At 41.5% G+C, this 25,476-nt stretch carries 19 protein-coding genes and 1 pseudogene; 13 read left to right on the top strand and 7 right to left on the bottom strand.

Annotated elements, in window-relative coordinates; translation table 11 throughout:
• Positions 1-227: 227 nt before the first annotated feature.
• The 5 genes from ACRWQL_RS01785 to ACRWQL_RS01765 all read left to right on the top strand — a co-directional run bounded on the left by ACRWQL_RS01785 (position 228) and on the right by ACRWQL_RS01765 (position 4,711).
• On the top strand, positions 228-2,018 hold the full coding sequence (locus ACRWQL_RS01785) for a DUF885 domain-containing protein (RefSeq protein ID WP_434951985.1): 1,791 nt from the start codon (positions 228-230) through the stop codon (positions 2,016-2,018).
• 182 nt (positions 2,019-2,200) lie between these two features.
• On the top strand, positions 2,201-2,848 hold the full coding sequence (locus ACRWQL_RS01780) for a response regulator transcription factor (RefSeq protein ID WP_434951983.1): 648 nt from the start codon (positions 2,201-2,203) through the stop codon (positions 2,846-2,848).
• Between the two features lie 118 nt (positions 2,849-2,966).
• A complete protein-coding gene (locus ACRWQL_RS01775; RefSeq protein ID WP_434951982.1) occupies positions 2,967-4,091 on the top strand; it encodes a M14 family metallopeptidase in 1,125 nt (374 codons plus the stop codon).
• Positions 4,092-4,115: 24 nt separating this feature from the next.
• Positions 4,116-4,433 carry a zinc ribbon domain-containing protein gene (locus tag ACRWQL_RS01770; protein WP_226409983.1) on the top strand — a complete coding sequence of 106 codons (318 nt, stop codon included), beginning with the start codon at positions 4,116-4,118 and terminating at the stop codon, positions 4,431-4,433.
• Complete coding sequence (locus ACRWQL_RS01765; protein ID WP_226409982.1) at positions 4,430-4,711, top strand: YeaC family protein; 282 nt, start codon at positions 4,430-4,432, stop codon at positions 4,709-4,711. Before ACRWQL_RS01770 ends, ACRWQL_RS01765 begins: the two co-directional genes overlap by 4 nt.
• Positions 4,712-4,788: 77 nt before the next feature.
• Here ACRWQL_RS01765 and ACRWQL_RS01760 read toward each other — a convergent pair whose 3' ends face one another.
• From ACRWQL_RS01760 to ACRWQL_RS01750, 3 genes are all read right to left on the bottom strand, one after another.
• Positions 4,789-5,310 carry a DUF1993 domain-containing protein gene (locus ACRWQL_RS01760; protein WP_434951980.1) on the bottom strand — a complete coding sequence of 174 codons (522 nt, stop codon included), beginning with the start codon at positions 5,308-5,310 and terminating at the stop codon, positions 4,789-4,791.
• 111 nt (positions 5,311-5,421) lie between these two features.
• The gene (locus tag ACRWQL_RS01755; RefSeq protein WP_434951978.1) at positions 5,422-6,021 is read right to left on the bottom strand and encodes a pentapeptide repeat-containing protein; all 600 of its coding nucleotides are present in this window, start codon (positions 6,019-6,021) and stop codon (positions 5,422-5,424) included.
• Entirely contained in the window at positions 6,014-8,728 is a 2,715-nt protein-coding gene (locus tag ACRWQL_RS01750) for a bifunctional acetate--CoA ligase family protein/GNAT family N-acetyltransferase (protein WP_434951975.1), read from the bottom strand. Before ACRWQL_RS01750 ends, ACRWQL_RS01755 begins: the two co-directional genes overlap by 8 nt.
• Before the next feature lie 434 nt (positions 8,729-9,162).
• Here ACRWQL_RS01750 and ACRWQL_RS01745 point away from each other — a divergent pair, with 434 nt between their 5' ends.
• Positions 9,163-9,849 carry an IS4 family transposase gene (locus tag ACRWQL_RS01745; protein ID WP_434953443.1) on the top strand — a complete coding sequence of 229 codons (687 nt, stop codon included), beginning with the start codon at positions 9,163-9,165 and terminating at the stop codon, positions 9,847-9,849.
• Positions 9,850-10,026: 177 nt separating this feature from the next.
• Here ACRWQL_RS01745 and ACRWQL_RS01740 read toward each other — a convergent pair whose 3' ends face one another.
• Complete coding sequence (locus ACRWQL_RS01740; RefSeq protein WP_434926053.1) at positions 10,027-13,203, bottom strand: efflux RND transporter permease subunit; 3,177 nt, start codon at positions 13,201-13,203, stop codon at positions 10,027-10,029.
• 2 nt (positions 13,204-13,205) lie between these two features.
• The gene (locus ACRWQL_RS01735; RefSeq protein WP_434926054.1) at positions 13,206-14,402 is read right to left on the bottom strand and encodes an efflux RND transporter periplasmic adaptor subunit; all 1,197 of its coding nucleotides are present in this window, start codon (positions 14,400-14,402) and stop codon (positions 13,206-13,208) included.
• A 179-nt stretch (positions 14,403-14,581) separates the two neighbouring features.
• Here ACRWQL_RS01735 and ACRWQL_RS01730 point away from each other — a divergent pair, with 179 nt between their 5' ends.
• Entirely contained in the window at positions 14,582-15,211 is a 630-nt protein-coding gene (locus tag ACRWQL_RS01730) for a GNAT family N-acetyltransferase (protein ID WP_434951973.1), read from the top strand.
• Between the two features lie 133 nt (positions 15,212-15,344).
• On the opposite strand, the pseudogene trxB reads toward ACRWQL_RS01730, so the two are convergent.
• Together trxB and msrA are read right to left on the bottom strand one after the other, a co-directional pair.
• Positions 15,345-16,297: pseudogene (trxB, locus tag ACRWQL_RS01725) on the bottom strand (thioredoxin-disulfide reductase).
• A gap of 202 nt (positions 16,298-16,499) precedes the next feature.
• Positions 16,500-16,979 (bottom strand): peptide-methionine (S)-S-oxide reductase MsrA, encoded by a 480-nt coding sequence (gene msrA / locus ACRWQL_RS01720; RefSeq protein ID WP_226409975.1) that lies wholly within the window; start codon positions 16,977-16,979, stop codon positions 16,500-16,502.
• Between the two features lie 203 nt (positions 16,980-17,182).
• Between msrA and astE the strand changes: the two genes are divergently transcribed.
• The 6 genes from astE (at position 17,183) to dauA (ending at position 25,368) form a co-directional block, all read left to right on the top strand.
• Positions 17,183-18,226, top strand: a complete 1,044-nt coding sequence (gene astE / locus ACRWQL_RS01715) for a succinylglutamate desuccinylase (RefSeq protein WP_434951970.1) — start codon at positions 17,183-17,185, stop codon at positions 18,224-18,226.
• Positions 18,227-18,392: 166 nt separating this feature from the next.
• On the top strand, positions 18,393-19,571 hold the full coding sequence (locus tag ACRWQL_RS01710) for a thiamine pyrophosphate-dependent dehydrogenase E1 component subunit alpha (RefSeq protein WP_434926057.1): 1,179 nt from the start codon (positions 18,393-18,395) through the stop codon (positions 19,569-19,571).
• Between the two features lie 3 nt (positions 19,572-19,574).
• Positions 19,575-20,552, top strand: a complete 978-nt coding sequence (locus ACRWQL_RS01705) for an alpha-ketoacid dehydrogenase subunit beta (protein ID WP_226409972.1) — start codon at positions 19,575-19,577, stop codon at positions 20,550-20,552.
• A gap of 8 nt (positions 20,553-20,560) precedes the next feature.
• Positions 20,561-22,159 carry a dihydrolipoyllysine-residue acetyltransferase gene (locus tag ACRWQL_RS01700; protein ID WP_434951968.1) on the top strand — a complete coding sequence of 533 codons (1,599 nt, stop codon included), beginning with the start codon at positions 20,561-20,563 and terminating at the stop codon, positions 22,157-22,159.
• Between the two features lie 110 nt (positions 22,160-22,269).
• Complete coding sequence (nadA, locus tag ACRWQL_RS01695) at positions 22,270-23,337, top strand: quinolinate synthase NadA (protein WP_434951965.1); 1,068 nt, start codon at positions 22,270-22,272, stop codon at positions 23,335-23,337.
• 309 nt (positions 23,338-23,646) lie between these two features.
• On the top strand, positions 23,647-25,368 hold the full coding sequence (gene dauA, locus ACRWQL_RS01690; protein ID WP_434951964.1) for a C4-dicarboxylic acid transporter DauA: 1,722 nt from the start codon (positions 23,647-23,649) through the stop codon (positions 25,366-25,368).
• Positions 25,369-25,476 lie beyond the last annotated feature (108 nt).

Here is a 25,476-nt window from a genome sequence, read left to right as displayed (position 1 = left end):
AGTCACATGTAAGTCTATTGGCTTTGTAATTCAATCAATAATTGTGTGACAAGAAGTGTCAAAAGTACAAATTGTACTGCAAATAACATTGAAAAATGGTTAACTATTTGCAAAATATTCTAACCTTAAACGAGCACAAAAATGCACCTGAGTACTAATGAGTACAAACTAGTGGCATTAATCGTATTTAGGTTAATTAAACAATAATTACACAATAAAGGCATTATATGAAAAAGGCGTTAATTTCACTTTCAGTAGCGGCAGTGCTTACCGGACTTGTTGGCTGCCAAGACCCAGTCACTTCCAGTAATGCGTCAGCTGAGGCAGCGCAGAATTCAGTATCATCTCAACAAGCTACTCAATTATCGTTTGCTGATTTTTCACAGAGCTTTATTGACGATTTATGGCTTTTAGCACCAACCTGGGCAATGTACAACGGTAAGCATATTAACGATGGCTATCTTGATGTGCCTAACCAAGCAAGTCGTGACAAAACCCTCGCATTTGTAGTAAAACAAAAAGGTTTATTAAATACCTTTAATCAAGACACTTTATCTGCCAATGAACTGATTGATTATAAATTACTTGAAAATCTAGTGAATAAGTTTGAGTGGGAAGTAAACACATTCAAATCATGGCAATGGGATCCATCCAGTTATAATGTTGCTGGTGGCTTTGCACAAATCATTAATGAAGATTTTGCCCCATTAGATGAGCGCCTGATATCTGTTATTGCGCGTTTAGAAAGTGTGCCGGCTTATTATCAAGCTGCTAAAGATAATATCAACAACCCCACATTGGCACACACTCAATTAGCGATTCAACAAAACCGTGGCGCTTTTTCAGTACTTAATGACGATTTAGCTAACAAGGTTGCCCAGTCAGGCTTAAATGCTGAACAAAAAGCCATGTTTACCAGTCGCTTCAATAGCGCAAAACAAGCTATAAATACTTACATCGATTGGTTAACCGTTCTAGAAACAGACTTACAAGCCAATGGCAGCCGTGACTTTAGAATTGGTGAAGACTTGTATGAACAAAAGTTTGCCTTAGATATTCAAGCCGGTATGACAGCGAAACAACTGTATGATAAAGCCGTTGAAGATAAGAATCGTGTTCAAGCAGAAATGGCCAAAATCACTACTGATATTTGGGCAAAACATATTGATACTGCAAAGCCTGCGGATGACAAATTGGCCATCAGACAACTTATTGATGTGTTGTCATCAAAGCATGTGAAACGTGAAGACTTTGTCGATGATGTCCGCAAACAAATTCCAGAGTTAGTTAAGTTTGTTAATGATAAGCAACTCATTACCCTCGATCCTAAAAAGCCATTAGTCGTACGTGAAACGCCTGAATATATGCGTGGCTTTGCTGGCGCGTCAATTAGTGCGCCTGGGCCATATGAAAAGGGCAGTAATACTTATTATAACGTTACCCCCCTTGATGATATGACTGATGAGTCTGCCGAAAGTTATTTACGTGAATATAATCACTGGATTTTACAGGTGCTTAATATCCACGAAGCGATCCCTGGTCATTACACCCAGCTTGTATATTCAAATCAATCACCTAGTTTAGTTAAAAGCTTATTTGGTAATGGTGCAATGGTTGAAGGTTGGGCGGTTTACACTGAACGTATGATGCTTGAAGAGGGGTATGGTAATTTTGAGCCTGAAATGTGGTTAATGTACTACAAGTGGAATTTACGCGTTATTGCTAACACTATTTTAGATTACAGCATTCAAGTTAAAGGCATGGGCGAGCAAGATGCTATTGCGCTAATGGAGAATGAAGCTTTCCAGCAGCGCGCTGAAGCGGAAGGGAAGTGGCGTCGTGCGACATTAAGCCAGGTGCAGTTAACCAGTTATTATTCAGGTTACCGTGAAATTTATGACTTCAGAGAAGAGTTAAAAGCTGAAAAAGGGGCTGATTTTGATTTAAAACAGTTCCATGAACAGTTTTTAAGCTACGGTAGCGCACCGGTGAAGTACATACGCCAGTTGATGAAATAACTGATAACCAAACCAGCAATCAACGACAAAAGCCTGAGTGATCAGGCTTTTTTGTTTTTCAAAAAAGTAATAAAGATCTCATTTTCAATCCATTTTCACGTAAAAAGTAGATTAACGACACTCGGCATGCTAATCTTAATGCAAATAATTATCATTTGTTGTGTGTTGTGAAAAGAATATTATTGATCGATCAACAACTCGAAATAGGTTTTGATCTAGGCGCGCAATTAACTGAAATTGGTTATCAGGTCATTGTGGTTAATAATGCATTCCAAGCGCTAGTTAATATAGAAACTCAGCTATTTGATGTTGTATTAGTTGATTTGTCAGTGCCTAAAATGGAATCATTTTGGCTACTTATGGCTAGAAAATGTTCTACACCTATCATTACACTTGCAAGTGATAATGATGATTTTGAAAGAATTAACGCACTAGAGCTGGGTGCAGATGATTACTTATCAAAACCTTTTAATCTGCGTGAGTTACAATTAAGGCTCAACGTTATAAAGCGGCGAAGTAATCTTGGCAATAATGCTGAAAAGCAAACAATGATCCATTTTGATGATCCAAGTTACTCATTAAACTGTAATGGTAATAAAATCACCTTAACCAATACAGAATATCGACTATTTAAATATCTTTATGAGCGCCAAGGTGAGGTAGTAACCAAACAAGAGTTGCAGTTGCGTGTGTTGCATAAACCATTAGGTAAATTTGATCGTAATTTAGATATGCATATTAGTAATACCCGCAGAAAACTAGCGAGTCGCAATTTACCCCGTGATTTAATCAATACAGTCAGAGGTCAAGGCTATAGCTTTAGCTTTTAACGGTTCCCACTAATAGCGGTATTTGGTAAACTGTGTCGATAAAAATGAGTCTACTTACATCAATAATATCTTTTACTTGTAGACAAAATGAGACAGCAACTTACTAAAGGATACCCTAATGCGGATCAGTGCAAATTTTGATGGCGGTAATATTGAAGTGATTAACATCGATAATCACGATGATATCCAGCTTGCTATAAGACCAGATTTCGGTGGTGAGTTTTACCAGTGGTTTAACTTTCGTTTAGAAGGTTCTGTTGGTCAAACTTACACCATGCACATCAATAATGCCGGCACAGCATCTTACTCTAAAGGCTGGGAAGATTACCAAGCAGTGGCAAGTTATGATCGTCAACATTGGTTCCGCCTGCCCACATCGTATCAAGATGGTAAATTAACCATTACAGTCGATTTAGATTGTGAGGCTATTCAAATTGCTTACTTTGCACCCTATAGCTATGAACGTCATTTAGACTTTATAAGTGAAGTACAGTTGCACCCTTCATTGAGTCTAGAACACTTAGGGCTGACCCTTGATGGTCGTGATATGACCTTGTTAAAAATTGGTGATGATGACGAAGACAAGAAAAGCATTTGGATTACCGCAAGACAACATCCCGGCGAAACTATGGCAGAATGGCTCGTTGAAGGTTTGGTGAGTCAGTTATTAGATGGCGACAATCCTAATTCCAAGTCTCTACTAGATAAAGCTAATTTCTATATTGTGCCAAATATGAATCCAGATGGAAGCGTACGTGGTCATTTACGCACCAACGCCGTTGGCACTAACCTAAACCGTGAATGGCAAACGCCTAGCTTAGAAAAAAGCCCTGAAGTGTTTTATGTCGTCAATAAGATGAAAGAAACCGGTGTTGATCTCTTTTATGATGTCCATGGTGACGAAGGTCTACCTTATGTGTTTGTCGCGGGCTGTGAAGGTGTGCCTCACTACACAGATAAAATGGCGCAACTTCAAAGTAAGTTTGTGTCTTCGCTGCAACTTGCTAGCGCGGATTTCCAAACACAATATGGTTATGCAAAAGATGAACCCGGTAAAGCGAATTTAACCGTAGGTTCAAATTGGGTTGCGAATACGTTTAAGTGTTTATCCAACACCTTAGAAATGCCATTTAAAGACAATGCTAACTTATCTGATCCATTTGTGGGTTGGTCGCCAGAGCGTAGTATTTATCTAGGTGAAGCGTCACTAATAGCAATGTTAGCAGTAGTAGATGAACTGTAAATAGTAACATAAGGGTTTTTATTCATGGCCTTAATTGAATGTCCTAAGTGTCAGAAACGCATTTCTAGCAAGGCTAAGGAATGTCAGCACTGTAAAGTGAGTTTGGCAGGAAGTACTGAGTCATTAACTAAAATCAGCCATATTCAGCAATCGAATAAATTGATGAATCACAGTTTGATTTTTTTATCACTGTTCATTGCTGGGGCAGTAGCTTGGTTTTGGGGAGGGGAGCAAGCACAAGGAGTACAAGCTATTGTAGCTGTTTCTTGTTTTGTTGTTGGTTTTGTAGGTTATTTTATTACCCGAGTGAGACTCGTGTTACATAAACGGAAATCAGTATGAATGATATCAATAAAGTCATTGATGAAATGCCAGAAGAAGTTTACCACAGATTAGTATCAGCCACTGAACTGGGTAAGTGGGAAGATGGTACGGTTTTGTCTGAAGCTCAACGTGAGTCAACACTACAAGTCGTTATGCTTTATCAAGCGCGCAAGCTGAAGCAGACTGACCACTTCACTATTGGTGCTGGTGGGGCGATTAATGAATTGTCAAAAACTGAATTGAAAAAGCAGTTTAAAGGCGAAGCCATCGCTGAGTTTAAAGAACCAGAAATGTAGTCGTGTTTGCGATTTGTCTGTTATAAAAAATGCGAGCAATAAGCTCGCATTTTTTATCGATTGAGATAACTACCGACTTAAAGTATTGGTGCTTTGTAAGGCATGGCGCCTAAATAGTCTTTCTTACCCACTTCTACACCGTTATGACGCAATATGGCGTAAGCCGTGGTGATGTGAAAGTACAGATTAGGGATAGCGTGTTCAATGGCAAATTCATAACCGGTAAGATATTTACCTTCCCAGCGCGGTTGAGAGATATGAATGGTAGCAGCGTGTGCAAAATCAGCCTCACTAAAACCATCCAGATATTCAAGTACTGAAGCAATGCGTAAGCGTAGTTCTGATAGTGTCGTTTCGCTGTCGTCATGTTTTGGCGCAGAGTCTAATTTACCTGTTAATCTAGCGACGCCAATTTTAGCAGTGTCGCAGGCGATTTGTACTTGGCGGATCAAGTTAAACTGATCGGCAGCTAAACGAGAGTTTAGTAACACCGCGATATCAACACGTTTAAGTGCGGCAAATGCTTCACCTTTATCAAGAACATGGTTTAAGTTGTTAAGCATTTTACTAAATTGTACAACGGTTAAATCGTATAGCATGGAGGCATCCTCAATGAAAGCTGCAAACTGGCAGCATATAGGTTGTTAGTGATAACACAAAAGCAGGTAAAGCCGTTATAGTTTTTCATTTAAAATCAATATTTCAAATCATTAGTCGACTAATTCAATTCCCAAACTGTCTAATAAACTTAAGGCCTCATATCGTGAAAACTTGGCCTGTTTAAGGGTATTTTCAAGTACATTAATATTGAAGTTGGTAGACTCAGCAAAGTCAGCTTTTTGTAGATTGGTACGCATAAATAAACTGTGGTTAAAATCACAATAGGTCATGCATGCGTGGGAAAAGTCGCCCCCTCTAAAGTCAACGTCATGGACTTTACATTCTTCTAAGTTAAGGCCATGTAGGGTTAATCCAAAAAAGGAGCTGTCATTGATAATACAGCGAATAAAAGATAACTCAGGATTAACAGTAAATTTGGGCCAATTGGCTTTTGTCCAATTAATGCCGATCATTTTACATTCTATAAAACTCACTTCTAGAAATTGCGAGTAATCGACTTTTGCCAAACTGAAGTTACAGTGATTAAAATGACAGTTAATAAATTTACAATGGGCAAAGGTGGTAGAAGCAAAATCGCAAGCGCTAAATTTACATTGTTCAAACTCTGCCCCAGTGATAAGTCGGGATCCGATAACTAACTCATTAAAAGCTTGATTATAGTATTGTTGATTATCCTGGATTTTAATCACTTTTATCTCTACTTTTTGGCTCGAAAGGCATATGCATTTTTATTAAATGTTCTTCCATATCAAACGAGACTTGAAAGCCTAAAGATTTGGCTAAATTGGCCATGTTACGGTTTTCAAACATGGTAAACCCGGTCAATACCGGAGTGTTATTATTGCGATAATAGTGGATTAATTTTTCCAATAACCGCTTACCTAAACCAATACCTTGGTAGTCACTGCGAACGGCCATAGCAAATTCAGCTTCTGTGTTGTCGGGGTCGGTAGAGGCTCTTACCGCGCCTAAGGTTAACTCCTGGCCATCGGCCAATATTGTGGTGGCAATAAAGGCCATTTCACGGGAGTAGTCTATTTGAGTGAGTACAGCCATTTCTTCATGGGTCATTTTAGAGCGCACACCAAAGTAGCGTTTATAGCGATCTTCTTCAGATAATGAATTATCAAAGTCCATATGTTTAGGTTCATCCTCAGGTAGAATAGGTCTCAACATGACTTTCAAACCATTTTTTAGGATCAGGGTTTCTTCTAATTCTTTAGGGTAGGGCAAAATAGCCAGGCGATTACTTGTGTCATAACCCAGCGGATGTAAACGCATATCTACATCGAGTAAAGTAATATTGTCACCCGCGGCTAGCACAGGATTGAGATCCAGTTCGGCAATTTCAGGGCAGTCGATAATTAAGTGTGATATTTGGGTTAGCATCACACATAGCGCATTCATATTCAGCCCAAGCGGTAGGTGTCTATCGCGTAGTTTGTTGGCTTTTAACGCTTGGATCACCATATAGCGGGCTAACGCCATATTTAACGGTGGTAATGCTACCGCAGCATCTTGGGTTGGGTCCCACAGTGTGCCACTTTCTCCTAAGCAAATGGCTGGCCCAAATACAGGGTCGTTGATCACTGATACGCGAATTTCCTGTGCCCCTGAGGTTAAGGCCATTTTCTGGATGACTAATCCTTCAATATGTGCGCTAGGATTAATCTGATGAACCCGGTCGATTATTGAATGAGCAGCCTGACTCACTTCCTCTGCGCTGGTTAAATTAAGCATAACCCCGTGAACATCTGACTTATATTGTAAATCAGGTGATTGCACTTTTAAGGCAACCGGGTAACCAGCAGCATCTGCCGTAGCAACTGCATCTTCAATATCACTGACAAACCAGGTATCGATAGTATTCAGGCCATAGGCTTTTAATATATTACTGACTTGATAGGTACCGAGCACTAACTGGTTACGCTGTTGTGCTGCTTGTAATAGCTTTCTGGCTGTTACGCTGTCGGTTGGAATATTGTCGGGGATAGATTGTGGCACTTCCTGGAGTAATTTTTGATTACGGCGATATTCCACCATATGCATAAAGGCGCGCACAGCACCTTCAGGTGTGCGATAGGTTGGAATACTGGCTTTGTTGAATTTTTTCCTCGCAAGATATGCTGAATCTTCACCGCTCCAGTTGGTTAAAATGTTGACTCTATTTTTACGTGGATGCTGCTGATAAGTATCAATAACATTTTGTGCAATTAATTCACTTTGTTGTAAAACCGACGGTGAATGCAGGATTAAAATAGCATCAATATTATCTTCACCCATTAGCCGTTTAAGGGTATCACCATAACGATTTGCATTAGCGTCACCGACCATATCAATAGGGTTTTGTTTCGACCAGGTGCTAGGCAGTTGCTGATGCAAATCGTTAATCAACTCTGGTGACAGTTGTGCTAATTTACCGCCTTTAATAATCAGTTCATCAGCGGCAAGTACCGCAGGGCCGCCGCCATTACTCATAATTGCAAGGCGTTCGCCTTTTAACACACTGGCATGCGCTAAACTTTCCACTGCGGCAAATAGTTCTATAAGATCATTAACACGGAGCATACCTGCACGCTTAAATGCGGCTTCAAATACAGCATCATTGCCCTGTACACCACCTGTGTGGATCATGGCGGCTTTTGAACCTTCATGGGTTCTGCCTGATTTAATCACGAATATAGGTTTATTACGTGATGCTGCCCGAGCGGCAGATAAGAATCGGCGTTTATCATTAATGGAGTCGATATAAAGCATGATCGCTGAGGTTTTACTGTCTCGGCCGAGGTAATCCAGTAATTCATCAAAATCAATATCTGAGCCATCACCGAGAGAAATAAACGATGAAAATCCAATGTCTTTGTTATTTGCCCAGTCTAAAACTGTGGTACAAATTGCCGATGATTGCGATACAAAAGCCACTTTACCTTGTTTGGCACTGGCGTGGGCTAAACTGGCATTTAGGCCAATAGTGGGTAAGATCATACCTAGACTATTGGGGCCAAGTATACGCATGCCGTAACGTTTTGCATGTTGCAGGGTAAGATGTAATAAATTTTGGCCTTGTTCATCAAAGGTATCAGCCATGCCACTGGCCATAATGATGGCGGCTTGACAGCCAAATTGAGCTAAACGTTCAACAATGGCTGGCACACGGTGCGCCGCTGTACAGATGATCGCTAAATCGGGTTTTACTGGCAAGGCTTCAATACTGGGGTAAGCTAATACACCCATCACGGCGGTATATTTTGGGGTGACAGGCATTATTGGGCCAGAAAAGCCCCCGGATAATAAATTACGCATTACAGCTCTGCCTGCTCGGCTAGGATTATCTGAAGCGCCAATTACAGCCACTGATGTTGGCTTGAACAATGCAAGAATACTTCGTTGACTCATTTAATGCTCCCTTTAAAATCCAACGCGTTAGCTTTGTAAGCATATATCGTGATGAGATAAGCTGTTAACTAGTGATGTATGTCCACCTATCTACCATATTAAGATAGGCTGGGACATTAATTAATCTTTGTTGTTTTGTCGTATAAAACCCACAACCTAGAATAACACTTCAATCGCAGTCATTATGTGAGTTAATCTTATAACATGCACAAATCATATTCTATTTGTAGTTATTTTTATGCTAATCATTATAGGCGTAACATTGAGCTATAAAAATGCCAGCATATGCTTAACACCGATCAGTTAAGAAACTGATCGGTTGACAGCAAAAATGATCCTACGAAAATGGCTCCTTCTTTTGAACGGAGTCATTTTTTATGTTGTCTAACTGGCTTATTGATACTGAATTACTTGTCGCCCCCTAAGAACTATCTATCTTTCAAAAAGAATTGCCGTTGGAATGGATTGAACAAGCTTTGGAGCTAACCAACAAAGCAAGTATTAGGCGCAGAAAACTTCCAGCAGAATTAGTCGTTTGGCTCATCGTTGGAATTGGCCTCTACCGAAATCGTTCCATCGCTGAAGTCGTCTCCAAGCTCGACTTAACGTTAGTTGATAAGTTGGGAGAAACCGTTGCACCAAGTGCTATCCCGCAAGCCAGACAGCGACTGACAGCCGCTCCCCTTAAAGCCCTTTTTGATATCACCTCTAAACACTGGTGTCATAGGGAAGACAGCCAAGATACATGGCATGGTCTTCAGTTATTTTCTGTTGATGGAACGACATTTCGATGTGCACAAAATACCGAGAATTCAGAGCATTTTGGCTATATCAGTAATCAGCATAGGAAGCAGTCCGTATACCCAATAGCCCGCTTATGCGCACTCATGTCATTACGAAGTCATATGATAAGAAATGTAAAATTTGGTCCGTGTAGTAAAGGGGAAATTAGTTATGCTCGAGAGCTAATTGGATCAGTTCCAGCTAATTCTCTCACTATTTTTGATAGTTGTTACTTTAGTGCAGATCTTATGACAAGTTGGTGGGGAGCCAACCAGAATAGCCATTGGCTTACACCACTCAAAAGTATTACACGCTTCCTAAAAAGCTCAAAGCTATGAGGGAAAATGAGGGAAAACGTTAAGCAATTTATCTTGCCCAAAAAACGAAAACGGCCCAAAAGTAGGACCGTTCGAATTAACAAAATCCGCTATCCAGTTAAGAGAAGAAACTCTTAACTGAATGGTGTTAAGCATATGCTGGCATTTTTATTTTAATAAACCACTCAAACCTACACGTTATGTGGATGCCTGATGAGTGTTTTTCTCCGGTACATAAATACCAATTAGTTTGCGCATCATGCTTTTACTGTCTTCAATCGCAATATACAAACAAGGTATTAAACATAAAGTGACCACGGTCGCAAACAAGACACCAAATGCCAGTGACACCGCCATTGGTATTACCATTTGAGCCTGCATACTGGTTTCAGCCATAATAGGCACCAAGCCAATGAAAGTGGTCAATGATGTCAGCATAATGGCTCTAAAGCGTCTACAGCCCGCATTTAATACTGCCAACTTCATTGGCACCCCTTGTATTCGCGATTTATTGACATAATCCACCATCACCAGACTGTCGTTAACTACAACCCCTGCTGCGGCAATAATACCAAATACTGACAGGGCACTTAAGTCTATATCTAAGATGATATGTCCTAAAACCGAGCCAATCACACCAAATGGGATCACCGACATGATCATGATAGGTTGTAAATACGAGCGCAGTGGAATAGCAAGTAAGCTGTAAATCACCAGCAAAGAGATAATAAAGTCACGGGTTTGCGTGTCTGCACTGTCTAATTGCTCTTGAATACTGCCAGAGACTTCACTTTTTACTCGTGGATATTTAGCCAATAGTTCAGGGATAAAATTATCCCGTATATCTTTGGCTAACTTGAATGGCTCAGCTTGCTCTGCGTCCACAGAAGCCCAAACGTTAATAGTCCGGTTACCGTTTTCACGTCGAATACTGTTCACACCTTGTACCACTGAAATTTCAGCGACTTCCGATAGTGGAAGCTCTGCACCTTGGCTGGTTTTAATTAATACATCCTGCACTAACGCAATAGAGTTACGTTGCTCTTCAGGGTAACGAAGCATGACTTTAATTTCTTCGCCGTTGCGAATAATACGTTGTGCTTCTAATCCATAAAAACTGTTACCGACCTGACCCGCAATATTGGCTAAGCTCAGTCCTAAACTATGGGCCAGTGGCTTTAGTTCAAATTGCACTTCTTTAGCACTTGATTGTCGGCTGTCATTGATGTCGCTTACACCTTTTAGTGAGGCAAGCTTGTCTCTTAGTGCGAGGGAGGCTGCCACTAGTTGTGATTCATCTTTACCTTCTAGGCGGAAACTAATATCGCCATCTTCTCGGCCACCGCCAAATAAACTGTCTTGTATAGTGAAGGATTTGACCCCAGGAATAAGCGGCATGGCTTGACGCCATAGCTCAGCCACTTCAAAGGTATTGATAGGACGTATACTTGGGTCGACTAATTTAGTCATAATTTCTGCGCTAGTACGACCGCGAAGATCTATCTGCATTTCTGCAATCATGCCTTGACCATAGGTTTTAACCAGTTCTTTATCGACATTATACAAGGTAGATTCAATGGCTAATGCGGCTTCAAGAGTGGCTTTTTCGGATGCATCGACATTCATTTCCACTTTAACACGTGGAAAATCGTGAGGAATTTTAGGTTGACCGATAAAGCGGACTAAGCCACCAGCATATAAGCCAACACAGATCAGGATTAAGCTAATAAACACCATTATCACGGTATAGCGGTACTTAACCGCTACTTCTAAGCTCGGGCGGTAAACGGTTTCAATAAACCAGCTTAGGCCAGTATCAACGTGCGATTGCACATAGTTAACCCCATTGCGTAACCAATCCAATGGATTTTTAGACCCTGGCTGAACCACTTTAGGCTTTTTCATATGGGCTAAATGCGAAGGTAAAATCAGTTTTGATTCAACCAGAGAGAAAAACAAACATAAAATTACGACATAACCAATAGCTTGACCAAAGGCACTTGAAGGACCATTGTCTAAGGTTATCGGTAAAAATGCGGCAATTGTGGTTAATACGCCAAATGTGGCAGGCATAGCTACACGCTGTACACCGCGAATAACGTTCTCTACATTTTGACCATTTTCTTGGCACTCTGTGTGGGCACTTTCACCCATTACAATGGCATCGTCGACGACTATCCCTAGCACTAAAATAAAGGCAAATAAGCTGATCACGTTAATGGTGACGTCGATAAACGACAGCGGCATAAAGAGCAGCGTACCTAAGAAACAAACAGGTAAGCCCATCATGACCCAAAAGGCGAGACGCACACGTAAAAATAACGCTAACATTAAAAACACCAGCACTGCACCGGTTTTCATGCTGTCTAGCATCAAGTCTAAACGACCTTCTAAGTAATAGGTCATATCTACCCAAGGCTCAAAATTGACACCGGCGGGAAGAGATTTCTGTTTCTTTTCTACATAGGTACGGATAGTTTCAGCGACATCGGTAATACTTTGATTACGCGCAGCACCAATAAAGAAAGTGACTGAGTTTTTACCATTAAACTTAGAGTACTGAATACCATCTTCAAAACCATCGGTGACGGTTGCGACATCACCAACTAATACGGTAGTGCCATCCTCTAGTGTGAGCAGTGGTAAATCTTCAAACTCATAACCGACATACGCCTGGTTTTCTACTCGTAGATTAATATAGCCGTTTTCCGCTTTGATTTGTCCCGCTGACATATTGCGAGAATAGCCGCGTACCGCTTCTGCTACATCATTAAAGCTTAGACCGAATTCACGCAAACGATCTTTACTGACTTCGATACTAATTTCATACGCCAAACCACCATAGTATTCGGTGATATTAACCCCTGGCAGTTGCATCATCTCTTGATGAATACGCTCACCTAAATCTTTTAACTGACGTTGCTCTAAATCGCCATATAAACTGAGGTACATGACTTCTTGACGTATTTTAATTTGTTCTACTTTTGGCGGTTCCATGCCAGCAGGGAAGGTAGAGATTGAGTCAATTTCAGACTTAACTTCTTCCAACACTACCTGTGGATCATACTCATCTTCAATTTGAAAATAGCCATTTGCCATGTTTCTATTTGAATAAGTGATAATTCTTTTAAGGCCTTGAACCCGCTCAAGTGCTTGTTCAATTTTAACCGTAATGCCTTCCTCAACTTCCTGTGGTGCCGTGCCTGAATAAACTGCGCTGAATTCAATCCAGTTAATTTCTACCGCAGGGAAAAACTGTTTACGGATAGAGTTGGCGGTGAGTAAACCACCGATGATGATAATGATCATTAACAGGTTAGCTGCAACAGAGTTACGCGCAAACCAGGCAATTAGCCCCTTATTGGTGTCCTCCATCATTAATCCTCACTATCCATTGCTAATTCAGTGCTTTGTGCTGCTTCATCTTGGGTCTCTTTTTGCAGTATCCTGTCTTCTGGCAGTGCTAGCTTCATGCCTTCAATAGGATAATCTAATGCTGAGGTAATCAGTTTCATGCCATTTTCAAGACCATCAGAAATAACTACTTTAGAGCCTTCTTGACGCAGCATAGTGACATCTATGTAACGTAATAATTTTTCATCGTCCATAATAGCAACTTGACCGTTAACAATCAGGTGACGAGGAACAATGGTAACTTCTCCAGCGCTTGCACCGCTAATATTGGCGGTAACATAAGTGCCATATCGTAATTCGCGCTTGTCGGCTTTTAATCCATAGGGATCAACAATTTCAGCGACTAAGTAGGTCATACGGCTTTTACTGTCTACAACGCCTTCGCTGCGAACGATTTTACCGATCCATTCTTGTTTACTGCCGGCAAAGTTACCAACTAGTTCAACAGTGGCATTAACGCCTTTGGCTTCAAGGTATTGAATTTCTTTATCTGCTAGCGGTAAGCGGACTTCTGCAATGTCAGTACTTAATAGTGCCCCGACAGGTGTGCCCTTGCTAACATAAGAGCCTAAACCCACTTCTCGGCTAGAGACTAATGAATCATATGGAGCGCGGATAACCGTTCGTTCAAGATTTCGTTGTGCGCGATGTAAGCCCGCTTCTGCACTTTTTAATTTTGCTATTTCTTGTGCTAATTGCGGTTTACGTAGACTTAAATCAGTAGGCGTTCCGTTACTAATTTGAGCCCATTCTGTTTCAGCCACTTTCACGTTAGCGCGCTCTTGTACCAAGGCTGCTTTTGCGGAAGCAATACTGGCCTGAGCATCTAATAAATCGGCTTCATAGTCACTGGCATCAATTTTAGCTAAAATATCGCCAGCTTTAACAAATCCACCTTTGACAAATGAATCAGATAAATAGGTTATTTCACCCATTACCTGTGACACTAAATTGGTATTATATTTCGGATTAACTACACCATATGACGATACGTTAAACATCATCGGCTGAAATTGGATCTCTTCGACTGAAACCAAAGGAGTGGTATCCAGTGCAGGTTTTTCTTCAGGCGGCTTCTTTAAAGCTGAAATCCCTGCTAATGCGCCAATACCCAGTCCTAAGACAACTATGGGTAATATAATCTGTTTTTTTGTCGCCACGACTCTTCCTCAATTTATCTGATTATTTTTATGTAATGATTGTTGTCAGTTTTATCTTTTTAGCCTGGTTGCAGTTTCGTTTCCAAGCATATTTAAGGTTATATTAATCTATATGTTGTTTGTGTGTTATTTCAATGTGTAAACTTGTGTGTCAATAAGCCAATAAATACGAGATATTAATGGAAAATGATCACGCTTGTCAGCCTATCACTGCCGAATCGGTACCTACTGTTATTGAAACTGCGCGTCTGATCTTGATACAAATGTCTTTAAATGAACAAGACTTACTGTTTGAGCTTGATCAAGATGAAGCCGTGATGCGTTACATTAATGGTGGGCGTAAAACAACCATGGAAGACATTGAACAACGCTTTATGCCCAGACTACGCCGCTATCATAATCCCCTAAAAGGATATGGTTTATGGAAGGTTATTGCTAAAGCCGCGTCTGTTACTACTGAGAGCAACAGTGTTACAGAAGAGCTTGCTGGGCAGTTTTTAGGTTGGATTTTAGTGAGGCCGATGTTCTTTTTTACTGACAACCCTCATTTACATGACATTGAGCTAGGCTGGCGTTTTAAGCAATCCACCTGGGGAAAGGGCATCGCCACTGAGGCGGCCAAGGCCGTTGCCGATCTTGTTTCGAATCATACCGAAGTCACTTCATTGAGTGCGATAGCCGATGAAGATAATACTGGCTCAATTAATATTATGAAAAAGCTGGGCATGACCTTTGATAAAAAACAAGCTCATCCTGACGTACCTAACAATCAGCAGGTGGTTTTTTATCGTCTTTCGCTTAACAAATAGCCGCGATGTAGTACCTCAGCGAACGTAAGATTATTATCCTCACTGACAAGGGGCTACATACAAAAATGCCAATCTTGCGATTGGCATTTTTAATTGTGCCCTTTAATCCAAGGAGCAAAGCGAACAGAAATGATTACTTAAGTGCGTCTAGGTAGCGTTCTGCATCTAATGCAGCCATACAGCCTGTACCAGCAGAAGTAATAGCTTGACGATAATGTTGGTCCATCACATCACCACAGGCATAAATACCTTCAATACTGGTTTGGGTCGCATTGCCCTGCAAACCACTGTTCACTTGTAAGTAACCGTGATTCATTTCTAATTGACCGGCAAAAATACCAGTATTAGGACTATGGCCAATGGCAATAAATACGCCTGCGACTTCTAAATCAGTGATTGAACCGTCTTTGGTACTTTTTTCTTCAGACCGGTTACACCCATGTTGTCACCAACCACTTCTTCTAGAGTTTCATCTAAGTGGAGAATGATATTGCCGTTAGCCACTTTATCCATTAAACGATTAATTAAGATTTTTTCAGAGCGGAAGCTGTCACGACGGTGAATAAGGTGAACTTCTGAGGCGATATTACTTAAATAAAGCGCTTCTTCAACCGCAGTATTACCACCACCGACTACAGCAACTTTCTGGTTGCGATAGAAAAACCCGTCACAGGTAGCACAAGCTGATACGCCACGGCCCATAAAGGCTTCTTCTGATGGTAAGCCTAAATATTTAGCTGATGCACCGGTGGCAATAATTAATGCGTCACAGGTGTATTCGCCATTGTCGCCTTTCAAGCGAAATGGACGTTCAGTTAAAGTCACTTCGTTGATGTGATCGAAAAGAATTTCAGTATCAAACTTTTCAGCATGCTTTTGCATACGTTCCATTAGTGCAGGACCGGTTAAGTCTTCAGCATCGCCAGGCCAGTTTTCAACTTCAGTTGTCGTGGTTAATTGACCACCTTGTTGCATACCTGTGATCATGACAGGTTTTAGGTTGGCACGCGCTGCATATACTGCAGCGGTATAACCCGCTGGGCCTGAACCTAAAATCAATAGGTTACTATGACGAGCTTCACTCATGTTAATTCTCCGATTAGATACGATACATTGCGCAATAAAAAAAGTGCAATCAATAAAAATGCAATTAGGCAGGATTGTAGGGAATTTAGCAAAGCGGGTAAAGGGTGCGGTTATGATTGATAATCGATTGAGGCAATCTAATCTGTCAATAAATGGTGTCAGTGATGTATTAATCAACAGACACCTTGCTATTGTCAGGTCATTAATATGCGATATGACACGAAGGCAGATTATTTTTTTCTAAATAATTTTGATGATAATCTTCAGCGATATGAAATGTTTGTAAAGGCACTATTTCAGTCACTATATGGCGTTGTCCCCAACGGCCACTACGTGCAAAGGCCAACTTAGACGCTTCAGCCTCAGCTTTTTGCTGCTTATCATGGAAGAAAATAGTACTGCGATATTGGTTACCGATATCACCACCTTGCATATTCAGTTGTGTCGGGTTGTGATTTTGCCAAAAAACAGTTAACAAATCATCATAGCTCACCACAGCAGGATCGAATTCAACTTGAACGACTTCAGCATGACCCGTTGAGCCAGTTTTAACTTCTTTATAGGTTGTTGCAGTATCTTTTCCGCCCATATACCCACAGGTAGCATTACTTACGCCGTTAATTTCACGAAAAAAGTATTCAACACCCCAAAAACAACCGGCACCAAAAGTTGCTAACGCCATGACACACCCTTACAAAAGTTTTAATAGAAGTCTAGATGGCTATGATTGTGTTCAAGTTTAACCATTATTGCAAGCATTGATTCGTCTTTAACTGCAGTTTAGTGGCGATCAATTTCATTTTGTTTGGCTTGTGGTAGAATTAGACGTAGGAAATACAAGCAAACTGTCCAGATTTGCATAATAAAAACAACAAGGAGCTTAAATTGACTTTACCGCTTATGGATACCAGAGATTTTCTAGCTTTTACCTTAGCAAGCCCGCTCTCACTACCACAGCAGTACCATTTTCATTTAGGGGACCACACTCAGGTTGATATCCTTGATACCGGTGTGATTGTATTTACCCCGTTAACTGCAACTGCCACTGCTAAAAAAGATATTGTACTGTCGTGTGCTGTGCATGGTAATGAAACCGCCCCGATTGAGATTTGTAATCAACTGATTAAGTCGTTATTGAGTGAAACTATTATTACTCAACATCGACTATTGTTTTTAATCGGCAATCCTTCGGCAATACTCAATAAAACCCGTTTTCTTGAAGAGAATATGAACCGTTTATTTAGCGGTGCCCATTCAAAAGGACAGGGTTTAGTTAATGCTGAGCGTATTCGTGCCAAAGCTTTAGAAAAGTATGTGGCCGACTTTTTCAATAATAGCGTATCAGGTAGCCAGCGTATTCATTACGATTTGCATACAGCGATACGCCCATCAAAACATGAAAAATTTGCTATTTATCCTTACCGCCCAGGTCGAGCATTTAGTGGTGAGCAAATGATGTTTTTGGCTGCATGTGGCGTTGACACCATATTGTTTCACCATGAGCCAACAACCACATTCAGTTATTACTCTTCTGAGCATTTTCAAGCTGATGCGTTTACGGTTGAGTTGGGTAAAGTGATGCCATTTGGCGAAAACGATATGACTCGTTTTGAAGATACCCACAAAATGTTAACGGCGTTAATTACCCAAGATGTGGTCAAGTTGCCAGACTATAATTCAGCATCATTGAATTTATACAAAGTATCGCGTTCAATTAATAAAAGTGCTGACGATTTTGCTTTCAGCTTTGCTAATGATGCACCCAATTTTAGCCAATTTAACCAAGGTGAAATCCTTGCAACAGAGGCCGGCACTGAGATAAAAGTGCAACAAGAAGTCGAGGCGATAGTGTTTCCTAATGCTAAAGTACCTATAGGTCAACGAACCGTATTGTGCCTAGTACCTGCACCAAATGAAGATGTACAGTAGGCTACTGAGTTAGCGTAAAGCAAATTATACAATTTAACAGACTAAGAATTCATTAATGGCCTGGCTAAACTATTGTATGGAAGTTTACGTTAACGTAATGTTTGTCGGCAAACTATAATTAGACTGCTACTCTTGAGGTAGCATCTCACAAGAACAAGAGCACATTATGAGCAACGCACCACTGAGCAACGAAACAGTGCATCGTGTCAGCTTTCTCGACAAGGCGTCATTGCACATTCCCATTTTGCGTGTTTTACAGGCAGATGGCACCACTTACGAAAACGCAGTGTTACCCGTTATCGATCAAGATTTAGCGGCGAAAATCTATGACACTTGCATATTTACCCGAGTTTTAGATGAACGTATGTTAGGTGCACAGCGCCAGGGGCGTATTAGCTTTTATATGACCTGTACCGGTGAAGAGGCGGCCATTATTGGTAGTGTTGCTGCGTTAGACCAAGGTGATGTGATTTTAGCTCAGTACCGTGAGCATGCTGCACTGCGTTATCGTGGTTTTACCACTGAGCAATTTATGAATCAGATGTTCAGTAATGAAAAAGATTTGGGTAAAGGCCGTCAAATGCCAATCCACTATGGTAGTAAAGCGCTTAATTACCATACTATTTCATCACCTTTAGCCACTCAAATACCGCAAGCTACTGGCGTTGCATATGCGCAAAAGTTAAAGGGCGAGCGTAATGTCACTATTTGTTATTTTGGCGAAGGTGCTGCATCAGAAGGTGATTTCCATGCAGGCTTAAATATGGCGGCGGTGTTAAAAGCCCCAGTCATCTTTTTCTGTCGTAACAATGGCTATGCTATTTCAACCCCAACAGAAGAGCAATTTGCTGGTAACGGTATTGCCAGTCGCGGTGTGGGTTATGGCATGCATACCATTCGTGTTGATGGTAATGATATGTTGGCAGTACTTGCTGCAACACAGCAAGCGCGTGCGTATGCATTAGAGCACAATGCACCAGTATTAATTGAAGCCATGACATATCGTCTTGGTGCGCATTCATCATCAGATGATCCATCTGGATATCGCTCTAAAGATGAAGAAGCAAAATGGCAACAACATGACCCAGTAAAACGCTTCAAGCTATGGTTAATCAATAAAGGTTGGATTAACGAAGCTGATGACAGTAAAGCTCACGAAAAATACCGTGAAGAAGTGCTTGCTGCGGTGAAAGTCGCCGAGAAGATACCTGTACCTCGATTAGATGAAATTATTGAAGATGTGTTAGACCAACCAACAGCAGTGCTGAAAAAGCAGCTTAAAGAGTTGAAAGAACACATCAACAAATATCCTAAAGCCTATCCAAAAAGTGCAGGGAGACTATAAGCCGTGGCTCAAATGAATATGTTACACGCCATCAATGAGGCGTTATCAATTGCCATGAAAGCCGATGAGCGCATGGTAGTTTTTGGGGAAGATGTTGGCCACTTCGGTGGTGTTTTTCGAGCAACTTCTGGATTACAAGAGCAGTTTGGTCGTGATCGCTGCTTTAATACACCACTAACCGAACAAGGTATTGCGGGTTTTGCTAACGGTTTAGCTGCACACGGCATGACCGCGGTAGCTGAGATCCAGTTTGCAGATTATATTTTTCCAGCGTTCGATCAAATCGTCAATGAAACGGCTAAATTCCGTTATCGCAGTGGTAATGAGTTTAATGTGGGTGGATTAACCTTCCGCACCCCTTATGGCGGTGGTATTGCTGGTGGTCATTATCACTCCCAGTCTCCAGAAGCTTACTTTACCCAAACTCCGGGATTAAAAGTGGTTATACCGCGTAATCCTGAGCAAGCTAAAGGGTTATTGTTAGCCTCAATCCGCGATCCAAATCCAGTGATTTTCTTCGAGCCAAAGCGTTTATATCGCGCATCGGTCGGCGAAGTGCCTGAAGGCGATTACATTATTGAACTTGGCAAAGCTGACGTGGTTAAACAGGGCACTGATGTGACTGTTCTAGCCTGGGGCGCTCAGGTTGAAATCGTTGAGAAAGCCTGTGCTATGGCGGCTAAAGAAGGTATTTCATGCGAAATTATCGATTTACGCACCTTAGCACCTTGGGATATTGATACTGTGGCTAAATCTGTTAAGAAAACAGGCCGCTTAGTTATAAACCATGAAGCACCATTGACAGGTGGTTTTGCGGGTGAAATCGCGGCGACAATTCAACAGGAATGTTTCTTACATTTAGAGTCTCCGATCAATCGAGTCTGTGGTTTAGATACACCTTATCCACTTATTCATGAAAAAGAATATATGCCAGATGAGCTGAAAACATTTGAAGCCATCAAAACCACAATGGCATTTTAGGAGTGGGCATGATTAAAGATTTTATTTTACCCGACATTGGTGAAGGCGTTGTTGAATGCGAGTTGGTGGATTGGTTAGTTGCCGAAGGTGACACAGTAGTAGAAGACCAACCGATAGCTGATGTGATGACTGACAAAGCGTTAGTGCAAATACCGGCTCCTAACGCTGGGGTGATCACTAAGCTGTACTATGCCAAAGGCGAGATAGCGATAGTACACGCGCCTTTATATTCAGTCAGATTAGCTGATGATACAGATATAGACACAGTTGAAGCTGCACCTTTACACCAAGAAACAACAACCAATATTGTTTCAAGTGCAAATGCATCAGGCACAACAATTGAAGACTTTTTATTGCCTGATATTGGTGAAGGCATTGTTGAGTGTGAATTAGTTGATTGGTTAGTTGCAGAAGGTGAAATGGTTGTTGAAGACCAACCCATTGCTGATGTGATGACAGATAAAGCGCTAGTACAAATACCAGCAATGAAAGCCGGTAAAATTGTGAAGCATTATTACCGTAAAGGTCAGTTAGCTAAAGTGCATTCACCTTTATTTGCCATTGAAGTTGAAAGTGAATTTGTTAATACAGCTGCGACAACTGAAGTTGTGCAACAAGATACTCAGCACGCATCAAGTTCAAACCACAGTTTGTCTTCGGAACCTGTTAGTCAAGGTAAAGCGTTAGCTAGCCCAGCCGTGCGCCGTTTAGCGCGTAGCTTAGACATTAACATTGCCGATGTGTCAGGCTCAGGTAAGCATGGTCGAGTATACAAAGAAGATGTAGAACGTCATCAGCAAGGCGGAGATGTTAAGTCTGCGCCAGTGTCAGCGGTTAACGCTTTGACATCAGCACCTTCAGCGACAGTTTCTAGCTCTGTTAATACAGCAACTGTTAGCGCAGCAGATCGTGTCGAGCCAATTAAAGGCGTTAAAGCCATTATGGCGCGAATGATGGTTGAATCTGTATCGACTATTCCTCATTTTACCTATTGTGAAGAGTTTGATTTAACTGAGCTGGTCGCATTACGTGAAACGATGAAGCAGCGCTATTCAACTGATGAAGTTAAGCTAACCATGATGCCTTTCTTTATGAAAGCCATGTCTTTAGCCTTAACTCAGTTTCCGATTTTGAATAGCCAAGTCAATGCCGATTGTACTGAGTTAACCTATAAATCTCGCCATAACATTGGGATGGCGGTTGATTCAAAAGTGGGTTTGTTAGTGCCAAACGTCAAGGACGTACAGTTAAAATCTATTTTAGATATTGCTGCTGAAATCACCCGTTTGACCACAGATGCAAGAAGTGGCCGAGTCTCACCTGCTGATTTGAAAGAAGGCACAATTTCTATTTCAAATATCGGTGCATTAGGTGGCACAGTCGCAACGCCTATTATTAACAAACCTGAAGTCGCTATAGTGGCATTAGGTAAGTTACAAGTATTGCCACGTTTTAATGCCAAAGGTGAAGTTGAGGCGCGTAAGATCATGCAAGTCAGTTGGTCTGGCGACCACCGTGTGATTGATGGCGGCACCATTGCGAGATTCTGTAACTTGTGGAAGCACTATTTAGAGCAGCCACAAGAGATGTTAATGGCTATGCGCTAGTTATCATATACAGAATAAATGCTAATTTGATAAAGGACGCGTAATGCGTCCTTTTGTTTTAGGGTGAGTTTTCGTATAATTCGCCCATTAGTCACACAATTGGAACCGTTATGAGCTTGTCGGCACCCCAAATCGAAACGATTAGTTATCCATTTCCGCCTAAACCTGCCGTTTTATCAGCTTTAGAGAAGCAGGACTATAAGGCACGCATTAAGCAATTACTGAACGATCATAATGCAGTATTAGTTGCCCATTATTATACCGACCCTGAAATTCAAGCCTTGGCTGAAGAAACCGGTGGTTGTGTATCTGACTCATTAGAAATGGCTCGTTTTGGTCGTGATCATCCTGCGAAAACATTAATTGTCGCAGGGGTCAAATTTATGGGTGAAACCGCTAAAATTTTAAGCCCAGAAAAAACCATTTTAATGCCAACGTTAGAAGCAACCTGTTCATTAGATTTAGGTTGTCCTATTGAGCAGTTCAATACTTTTTGTGATGCGCATCCTGATCATACAGTGGTGGTTTATGCTAATACCTCAGCGGCAGTGAAAGCCCGTGCAGATTGGGTTGTCACCTCAAGTATTGCATTAGAAATTGTTGAGCACTTAGATAGCCAAGATAAAAAAATTATTTGGGCACCGGATCGTCACCTAGGCGCTTACATTAATAAACAAACTGGTGCTGATATGCTGTTATGGCAAGGCGACTGTATTGTGCATGATGAGTTTCAAGCTAAGGCATTACGCGAACTTAAAAAGCTGCACCCAACGGCTGCAATTCTGGTTCATCCAGAGTCACCAGCAAGTGTAGTTGAACTTGCTGATGCAGTAGGCTCCACTAGTCAGTTGATTAAAGCCGCGCAAACCATGCCAAATGATAAGTTTATTGTCGCAACCGATCGCGGTATTTTCTATAAAATGCAACAAGCGGCTCCCGGTAAAATATTACTTGAAGCCCCAACCGGCGGCAACGGCGCAACCTGTAAAAGCTGTGCCCATTGCCCATGGATGGCGATGAATGGTCTACAAGCCATTGAAGCCTCGTTATCTGATATGGATAAAACAGACCACGAGATTTTTGTTGATGATGAACTACGCATAAAAGCATTAATTCCACTGACACGCATGCTAGATTTTGCCAAAGAATTGAACATGAAAGTGAAGGGTAACGCGTAAGCGTTAAGCTTGTTGTGAAGATAAAATATCAAGCCGACATCATGTCGGCTTTTTTGTTTAGTCAGAAAAGCTGACAGCTCTGCTCATTATAATGACAGTGATCTCAGCCAGGAAAAGGTTAGATAATTAAAAGAGTATTTACACGCTAAATTAACCACATTGGTACCAGATGTACTCGAGTTACCATTCATTATCACCTTACTATAATAAGGTTATCATCAGATGATAATTTAATTCGATTGTACTGTAATGTGATCGGTCTATAATGAGGGGTATCTTGACGCCGTACCAGGTTATGGGATCGCCGCAATGAAATACCGCACACATTTATTTTCTCTTCGTATCGGGAATGCACTGCGAGAGTCTTTAAAAGACGCTCCCTATAATGCCAATGCATTCACTAAAGATTTATTAGCCGGCTTAACCGTAGGCATTATTGCTATTCCATTAGCAATGGCGCTTGCGATTGCGATTGGGGTCGCGCCGCAATACGGTTTGTATACTGCCATTATTGCTGGGTTTATTATTCCGCTCTCCGGTGGCTCACGTTATAGCGTGTCCGGGCCTACTGCCGCTTTTGTGGTGATCCTCTATCCCATAGTGCATCAATATGGTCTGTCTGGTTTATTGCTGGCCAGCCTGTTATCCGGACTAATGTTGATTATCATGGCATTGTTTCGCTTAGGCCGTTTTATCCAATATATTCCCGAATCAGTCACCTTAGGGTTTACGGGTGGTATTGCGGTGGTGATAGCCGTGCTACAAGTGAAGGACTTTTTAGGGCTAACTATTACCGAGATGCCAGAAAGTTTTGTCGGTAAAGTAGCAACCTTAGTTCAAGAAATTTCTAGTTTTTCTGGACCAACATTGCTGGTGGGATTAAGCACCTTGGTAGTGTTTACTTTGTGGCCAAAACTCAAGTTGGCGGTACCCGCACATCTTCCTGCTGTTGTTGTTGCGAGCATTGTGGCGCTGGTACTGAATCAAATTGGTTTTAATGTCGCAACAATTGGCTCAACTTTCAGCTTTACCTTAGCCGACGGCTCAGTCGGTGCAGGCATTCCCTCTATGCTGCCTGACTTTGAATGGCCTTGGCTTCGCGCGCAATCCGGTGAAGTGCCATTGGTACTCACTTGGCAATTAGCCAGTGACCTATTGTCTGCCGCCTTTGCGATTGCCATGTTAGGCGCCATTGAATCGTTACTGTGTGCAGTGGTGTTAGATGGCATGTCTGGTAAAAAACACAGCGCTAATAGCGAATTACTTGGCCAAGGTATCGGTAATATTATCGCCCCATTTTTTGGCGGTATTACCGCGACTGCTGCCATCGCACGTTCGGCGGCTAACTATAAGTCGGGGGCGGTAAGCCCAATCGCGGCCATGATCCATGCGGTGGTGGTATTAGTGTCTTTATTGTCGCTCAGTACTGTTTTAGCTTATATCCCCATGGCGGGTATGTCGGCGCTGCTTATCATGGTGGCATGGAACATGAGCGAAGCGCCTAAGATTGTCCATCTTGTTAAAAAAGCCCCTGCCAGCGAAGTGTTAGTGTTGATGGTGTGTTTGTTACTGACTATATTCTTCGACATGGTCATTGCGATCAGTGCTGGGATCATTTTGGCGTCGTTATTATTCATGAAACAAGTGGCCGACATGACCAAGGTGCAAGACATTAGCGAGCAGAAAAAGCACGTGCATGTTGAGTTACCGCCACGCTGGAAAGTGTTTAAAATTAATGGGCCATTATTTTTTGCTGCCGCCGACAGTGTGTTTGCTGAGTTGGCGCATTTGAGCGGCGACCAAGATGGGGTGATATTGTATTTCGACGGGGTATCGCTTTTAGATTCTGGTGGTGTCTCGGCGCTGTATAAGTTTATTGATAAATGTCAGCGTGATAATACTCGAGTATTGTTGGCAGATTTTCAATTTCAGCCACTTAAAACCTTAGCTAAAGCAGGCTTTAAGCCTGACGGCGTGCAGTGCGTGACGTATTCAACTTTAGCCGATGCGCTAGAGGATGTTATTAAATAAAGATAATAATCACCACAATGAAGTATTAATCTCAGTGGTAAACAGATAAGCCAGTATGACGTTAAGTAATGAATTTGAACTGATAAGCTTTAACTACAAGTAAATTAC

The sequence above is a fragment of the Shewanella sp. HL-SH4 genome, from assembly GCF_051164845.1.
Classification (GTDB): Bacteria; Pseudomonadota; Gammaproteobacteria; order Enterobacterales; family Shewanellaceae; genus Shewanella; species Shewanella glacialimarina.
The sequence above is the reverse complement of the archived record's forward strand: the minus strand, read 5'-3'. Positions and strand labels throughout refer to the sequence as shown.